We start from the raw sequence: 6,435 nt of genomic DNA, 5'->3' as shown, positions 1-6,435 counted from the left end.
CGACGCCTTCGACGCGATGACCAGCACCCGGCCCTACCGCGCCGACATGCCGGTAGCGCACGCCCTGGCCCTCATCGAGTCCGGGCTGGGCAAGCAGTTCGATGAGGCGCTGGGGCACCACTTCCTCGCCCTCGGGCGGCGCGGCCTGCTCGACCACATTGCCGGCCACAGCGACGACGGCATACCGCTGCAGAACTGCATAAGGTGCGGCCCGACCCTGGTGCAGCGGCGGGAGCAGGTCGCGGGCGACGCCATCTTCTGTCGCAATTGCGGCGGCGGCTACCGGCTGGAGCACGACCACGACGGCCGGCTGCTCAAGGCGGTGCCGACGGGCCGCATGGGCAGCGCGGCGGATCTCGAGCCCGCCGCCGACACGGCGCTCATCGATCGCTTCGTGCAGGACGCCGCGCTGAGAGCCTGGGCCGGGACGCGCCGAAGCTGAGCGTGGCGGTCGACCCGGCGCCACCGGCCGGCTGCCGGGCGTGCAGGCCGTTGCCCCGGCAAGCCGGTGAGCACGTCGCGGGGCAAGCGATGCCCTGTAAGGAAAAGCGCCCGCGCCGCGTCCACTCTCCTTTGCCCAGCCTCACTAGGCACAGGAGTCAGCGATGCAGAAACGAAGAAGCGCCCTCGTCACCGGGTCGACCAGCGGCATCGGCCTGGCCATCGCCGGCGAACTGGCGGCACGGGGCATGAACCTCATGCTCAATGGCTTCGGCAACGCCGCCGAGATCGAGGCACAGCGGACGCGGCTGGCGCACGACCATGGCGTGGAGGTGCTCTACGACGGCGCCGACATGGGCCGCCAGGACGCCATCGAAACCATGATGTCGCGCGCCGCGCAGCAATTGGGCGGCATCGACGTGCTGGTCAACAACGCCGGCATCCAGCACGTGGCGCCGGTGGACGAATTCCCGGTCGAGAAGTGGCACGCCATCCTGGCCATCAACCTCACCGCGGCCTTCCACACCACGCGGCTGGCGCTGCCGCACATGAAGTTCAACCAGTGGGGCCGCATCGTCAATATCGCCTCGGCGCACGCGCTGGTGGCCAGCCCCTACAAGTCGGCCTACGTGGCGGCCAAGCACGGCATCGCCGGCTTCACCAAGACGGTCGCGCTGGAAGTGGCCGAGGCCGGCATCACCGCCAACGCGGTGTGCCCGGGCTACGTGCTGACGCCGCTGGTAGAGAAGCAGATCCCCGACACCGCCCGCGCGCGCGGCATCACCGAAGAGCAGGTCAAGCGCGACGTGCTGCTGGCCGCGCAGCCGACCAAACGCTTCGTCACCACCGAGGAGGTGGCGCAGTTCGTCGCCTTCCTGTGTTCCGACGCCGCGGCGTCGATCACCGGCACGGTGCTGTCCATCGACGGCGGCTGGACGGCACATTGATGAACGCCGCCGACACCCCCGCCACGGTCCAGCGCGCCGCATCGGTGCTCGACCTGCCGTCGATGCCGATGGCCTCGCCCTCGTACCCGCGCGGGCCCTACCGCTTCCTTCAGCGCGAATACCTCATCGTCACCTACACGAGCGACGCCGAGGCCATCCGCGCCGCCCTGCCGGCGCCGCTGGAACCCGACGGCTCGGGCCAGGTGCTGTACGAATTCATCCGCATGCCCGACTCGGCGGGATTCGGCGACTACACCGAGTCCGGCGTCGTGATCCCGGCGCTGTTCCGCGGCCAGCCGGTCAATTTCACGGCGCAGATGTACCTCGACGACGAACCGCCGATTGCCGGCGGCCGCGAGATCTGGGGCTTCCCGAAGAAACACGGCCAGCCGAAGCTGACGGTGAACCACGACACCCTGACCGGCGTGCTCGACTACGCCGGCATCCAGGTCGCGGTGGCCACCATGGGCTACAAGCACCAGCACCTGCTGTACGACGTGGACGGGCGCAAGGCCTGCTCGTCGGACTCGATCATCCGCAAGATGAGCCAAACCCAGGTCAACCTCAAGCTGATCCCGCACGTCGACGGCACGCCGGCGATCGCGCAGCTGGTGGCCTACGAGCTGGCCGACATCCAGGTGCACGGGGCCTGGTCCGGACCGGCGCGGCTGCACCTGGTGCCGCACGTCAATGCGCCGGTGGCCGACCTGCCGGTGCGCCGCATCGTCGGCGGCCTGCACTTCATCGCCGACCTCACGCTGCCCTACGGCCGCGTGATCCACGACTACCTGGCAAGCTGAGGCACCCCATCATGGCCACACGACCACGCAAGACCCGCGCCGCGACCAGCGGCGAGGCCGGCACGGCGGGCAACCACTGCCCGCCGGTCGCCGAACGCCAGGCGGTGCTGGTGCTGCAGGGCGGCGGCGCCCTGGGCGCCTACCAGGCCGGCGTCTACGAAGCCCTGCACGAGGCAGGCATCGAACCCGACTGGGTCATCGGCACCTCCATCGGCGCCATCACGGCGGCGCTGATCGTCGGCAATGCGCCCGCGCACCGCATCGAGCGCCTGCACGCCTTCTGGGACACGGTGGCGCACAAGGGGCTGCCCGCGCTGTGGCCGGGGCTGCCCGCGCTGTGGCCGGGGCTGCCGGGGCTGCCGACGCTGTGGACCACGCTCAGCGCGGTCGGCCAGGGACTGCCGGGCTTCTTCGCACCCAACCCCCGTGCCTGGCTGAGCCAGCACCTGCCGCTGGACGAAGACGCCACCGGCTACTACCTGACGACGGCGCTGCGCGAGACGCTGTCGGCGTTGGTCGAAGCCGAGCGCCTGAACAGCAACGCGCCGCGCCTGACCGTCGGCGCGGTGAATGTGCGCAGCGGCGAGATGCGCTATTTCGACAGCCGCGACGAGGCGCTCGACCTGCGCCACGTGATGGCTTCCGGCGCCCTGCCGCCGGCCTTCCCGCCGGTGCGCATCGGCGACGATCTCTACTGGGACGGCGGCATTTACTCCAACACCCCGGTCGAGGCGGTGTTCGACGACCACCCGCGCCGCAGCTCGCTCGTCTTCGCGGTGCAGCTGTGGCAGCCGGCGGGCGAGGCACCGCGCAACATGTGGCAGGTGAGCGGGCGCCAGAAGGAAGTCCAGTTCGCGAGCCGCGTCGACAGCCACGTGCGGCGCCAGGCGCAGATCCACCAGTTGCGGCACATCGTGCGCGAGCTGACCCGCGCCCTTCCCGCCGCGGCGCTGGACCGGCCCGAACTGCGCGAGATGACCGGCTACGGCTGCGGCACGGTGATGCATGTGATGCGGCTCGTGGCGCCGCGCCTGCTCGACGAGGACCACACCAAGGACATGGACTTCAACGCCCCGCGCATCCGTGCACGCTGGCAGGCGGGCTTGCGCGACGGCCGCCGCACGCTGGCGCAGCAGGCCTGGCTGGCACCGGTGGGGCCGATGGACGGCCTCGTCCTGCATGACCTGGATCCCGTCTGAGGACGTGCGCCGCCACGAAGGTCCATCATCGATCGCATGCCCGGGACACAAGGGAAGACGAAATTGGCTGAAGACCACGACCTCATCGTCATCGGCGCCGGCTCCGGCGGCGTGGCCGCTTCACGCCGCGCCGCCGCGCACAGCGCGCGCGTGCTCATCGTCGAGGCCGACCGCGTCGGCGGTACCTGCGTCATCCGCGGCTGCGTGCCCAAGAAGCTGATGATGTACGCCGCCGGCTTCGCGCAGGCCTTCGAGGAAGCGCGCGGTTTCGGCTGGGTCGACCTCGCCGGCCGCTTCGAGATGAATCGATGGGCCGACGCCAAGGCCGCCGAGACCGCCCGCCTCGAGGGCATCTACCGCAAGATGCTGGCCGATTCGGGCGTCGAACTCGTCGCCGGCCGCGCCCGCCTGCTGGGCCCCGGCGTCGTGGCCGTGGGCGGTCGCGAACTGCGCGCCCGGCGCATTCTCATTGCCACGGGTGGCGCGCCCGCGCACGATGCGATTCCCGGCCTCGCGCAGGCGATGACCTCCAACGAGGTGCTCGACCTGCGCGAGCTGCCGGCCACGTTGCTGGTGGTGGGCGGCGGCTACATCGCGGTGGAGTTCGCCAGCATCCTGACCGGCCTGGGTTCGAAGGTGACGCTGGCCTTCCGGGATACGCACCCGTTGCGCGGCTTCGATGCCGACCTGCGCACGCGCCTGGCTACGGCGCTGGCCGGCCGCGGCATCACGCTGGCCGGCGGCGTGGCGCTGCAATCCCTGGAACGCACCGCTGGCGGCTTTGCCCTGCACCGCGCCGACGGTTCGGTGCTGACGGCCGACGCCGCACTCAACGCCACCGGGCGCGCGCCCAACACCGCGGACCTGGGCCTGGCCGAAGCGGGCGTGCGGCTGGACGCGCGCGGCGCCGTCGCGGTGGACGCCGACAGCCGCAGCAGCGTGCCCGGCATCTGGGCCATCGGCGACGTGACGAACCGCGTCAACCTGACGCCGGTGGCCATCGCCGAGGGGCGCGCCTTCGCCGACACTGAGTTCGGTCGTCGTCCCAGCCGCGTGGACCACCGCACCGTGGCCAGCGCCGTGTTCACCGATCCGCCCATCGCCACCGTGGGACTGAGCGAGGCCGAGGCCCTGCGGGCCGGCCCGGTCGACGTCTACGAATCCGACTTCCGCCCGATGAAGACCGCCTTCGCCGGCGGCGCGGCGCGCACCTACATGAAGCTGGTGGTGGACGGCCTGAACGAGCGCGTGCTCGGCGTGCACATGATCGGCGCCGATGCGCCGGAGATCGTGCAGAGCCTGGCCGTCGCGCTGACCTGTGGCGCCACCAAGCGCGACTTCGACCGCACGCTGGCCGTGCACCCCACGGCGGCCGAGGAGTTCGTGCTGATGCGCGAGCCGGTGCGGCGCCACGGCGCGGCGCCGGCGACGGGGTCATGAGTCCGCGCATGGATCGGCGCCATCTGCTGGGTGTGGCAGCAGCCCTGCTGGGCGCGGGTGCGGCCGCCCGTGCCGCACCGCAAGCGTCCGCCACGGCCACCGCCGTGCCGCTGCAGGCGCCTTCGCCCATGGCCAGGCTTCAGGGCGGAACCGACGGCGCGCTGCTGGGCGTATCGACGGCGAGTGAACTGTGGCAGGCCACGGCCGGCGGCTGGCAACGGCTCGGCAGCGGGCTGGACCCGGCGGCACCGCTGGCCAGCGGCCACGGCCGCATCGTGGGCCGCAGCGCGGCTGGCGGGCTGTGGGTGCTGGAGGCCGGCCGCGTGCAGACGCTGCGCAGCCCGCTGTTGGCGCCGCATGCCGGCATGCTGGTGCTGGCGTTCGGGATCATCGCGGTGGCGTCCGACGCCGCCGGCCTGCACCGCGTCGTGCGCCTGGACCCCACCGGATCGACCTGGGCCGAATCCGCGCGCAGCGCCGCCGTGGTCCTGCCCGATGCGCGCCCGCTGCCGTTCGACCCCGGCGGCAGCAGTTCCGATGCCAATGGCCATGTCGCCGTCTTCGGCGCGCCCAGCGCCACGCGCTACCGCCACGGCGTGCTGGGCGACGCCGTCGAGCCGACGGCCCTGCTGTGGCTGGAGCGCCATGGTCTGGAGCCGCTGGCGCAGCTGGAGTTGCCGCCGCCGTTTGTGTTTGAGGACATCGCACCGCGGGCCATCGCCTGGCGCGGAGGTCGCGGCCTGCTCACCGTGCGCTCGGGCCCCGCGGGCGGGCAGCTGGCCGTGATCGCCCGCGCCAGGGGTGCTGGCCTGCAACTGGCGGCGCTCGGCGACCCGATCGGCACGCCCAACCGTTGGCTGGCACCCAGCACCGACGGCCGGCGCCTATGGGCCGTGCACACGCCCCATCTCGGTGGCGTGCTGCATCGATATGCCGATGCGGGAGAACGCCTGTCGAGCCAGGTGATCGCGCGCGGCATGAGCAACCACGCGATCGGCGAACGCGATCTCGACGTGTCGGCCTGGGTCGGGACACGCTGGGTCGTGCCGACGCAGGACCGGCAGCATGTGCTGGTGATCGATGCGGACGCTGCGGCCGAAGCCACCACGCCGGCACCGGTGTCGCTGGCCGGCGCGGTGAAGGCACTGGTCCCGTGGCGCCGCGGCCCCGACGACGGGGTCGCGGCGCTGCTGCACGACGGCAGCGTCTGGTGGGTGGGCGTCGCGTCCTGACCATGCGGTACGCCGCAGCTCGCACCTCAGCGGCTGGCGATGCGGGTGACCGCGTCGCCGCCGGCTTCGGCCACGAAGGTCAGCTCGCCGCTGACCAGCTGACCATCGCGGCGCGCCTGGTCCAGCGCCTGCCGCACTTCGACGCGGGTCAGCGCCCGGCCGTGGTCCGGCGCCACGTAGGACGCTTCGCCCGAGACGATCTCGCCGCGGGCCGCGGCCAGGGCTGTCTGCGCCTGCACTTCGGCGCGCGTGACCGTCGACGTGACGGGCTGCGGAACCTCGTAGGTGGCACCGTCGGCCAGGGCGGCGAACGACGTGGCGGCGAGGGCGGCGGCGATGAGGAGCTTGTTCATGATGGGGTCCTTTGCGGTGAAGT

The 6,435-nt window shown here is 72.1% G+C and carries 6 protein-coding genes and 1 pseudogene; 6 read left to right on the top strand and 1 reads right to left on the bottom strand.

What is annotated here, in order from left to right; translation table 11 throughout:
* From AB7U92_RS19600 to AB7U92_RS19575, 6 genes and pseudogenes are all read left to right on the top strand, one after another.
* A pseudogene (locus AB7U92_RS19600) lies at positions 1-442 on the top strand (phosphohydrolase); the annotation flags it as partial.
* Positions 443-605: 163 nt separating this feature from the next.
* Positions 606-1,388, top strand: a complete 783-nt coding sequence (locus AB7U92_RS19595; protein ID WP_428580846.1) for a 3-hydroxybutyrate dehydrogenase — start codon at positions 606-608, stop codon at positions 1,386-1,388.
* Complete coding sequence (locus tag AB7U92_RS19590; protein ID WP_428580843.1) at positions 1,388-2,188, top strand: acetoacetate decarboxylase; 801 nt, start codon at positions 1,388-1,390, stop codon at positions 2,186-2,188. The genes AB7U92_RS19595 and AB7U92_RS19590 overlap by 1 nt, the downstream gene beginning before the upstream one ends.
* 11 nt (positions 2,189-2,199) lie before the next feature.
* Complete coding sequence (locus AB7U92_RS19585) at positions 2,200-3,387, top strand: patatin-like phospholipase family protein (RefSeq protein ID WP_428580840.1); 1,188 nt, start codon at positions 2,200-2,202, stop codon at positions 3,385-3,387.
* Between the two features lie 63 nt (positions 3,388-3,450).
* Positions 3,451-4,827, top strand: coding sequence for a glutathione-disulfide reductase (gene gorA, locus AB7U92_RS19580; protein WP_428580837.1), 1,377 nt, complete (start codon positions 3,451-3,453; stop codon positions 4,825-4,827).
* Between the two features lie 8 nt (positions 4,828-4,835).
* Positions 4,836-6,059: a hypothetical protein gene (locus AB7U92_RS19575; RefSeq protein ID WP_428580835.1), complete on the top strand. Its 1,224-nt coding sequence runs from the start codon at positions 4,836-4,838 to the stop codon at positions 6,057-6,059.
* Positions 6,060-6,085: 26 nt separating this feature from the next.
* Here the strand turns inward: AB7U92_RS19575 and AB7U92_RS19570 are convergent, their stop codons facing one another.
* Entirely contained in the window at positions 6,086-6,412 is a 327-nt protein-coding gene (locus AB7U92_RS19570; protein ID WP_428580832.1) for a DUF4148 domain-containing protein, read from the bottom strand.
* Between the last annotated feature and the right edge of the window lie 23 nt (positions 6,413-6,435).

This window comes from Piscinibacter sp. (assembly GCF_050175855.1).
GTDB lineage: Bacteria > Pseudomonadota > Gammaproteobacteria > Burkholderiales > Burkholderiaceae_C > Piscinibacter.
Note: the sequence above shows the minus strand (reverse complement) of the source record. Positions and strands in the feature narration are given on the sequence as shown.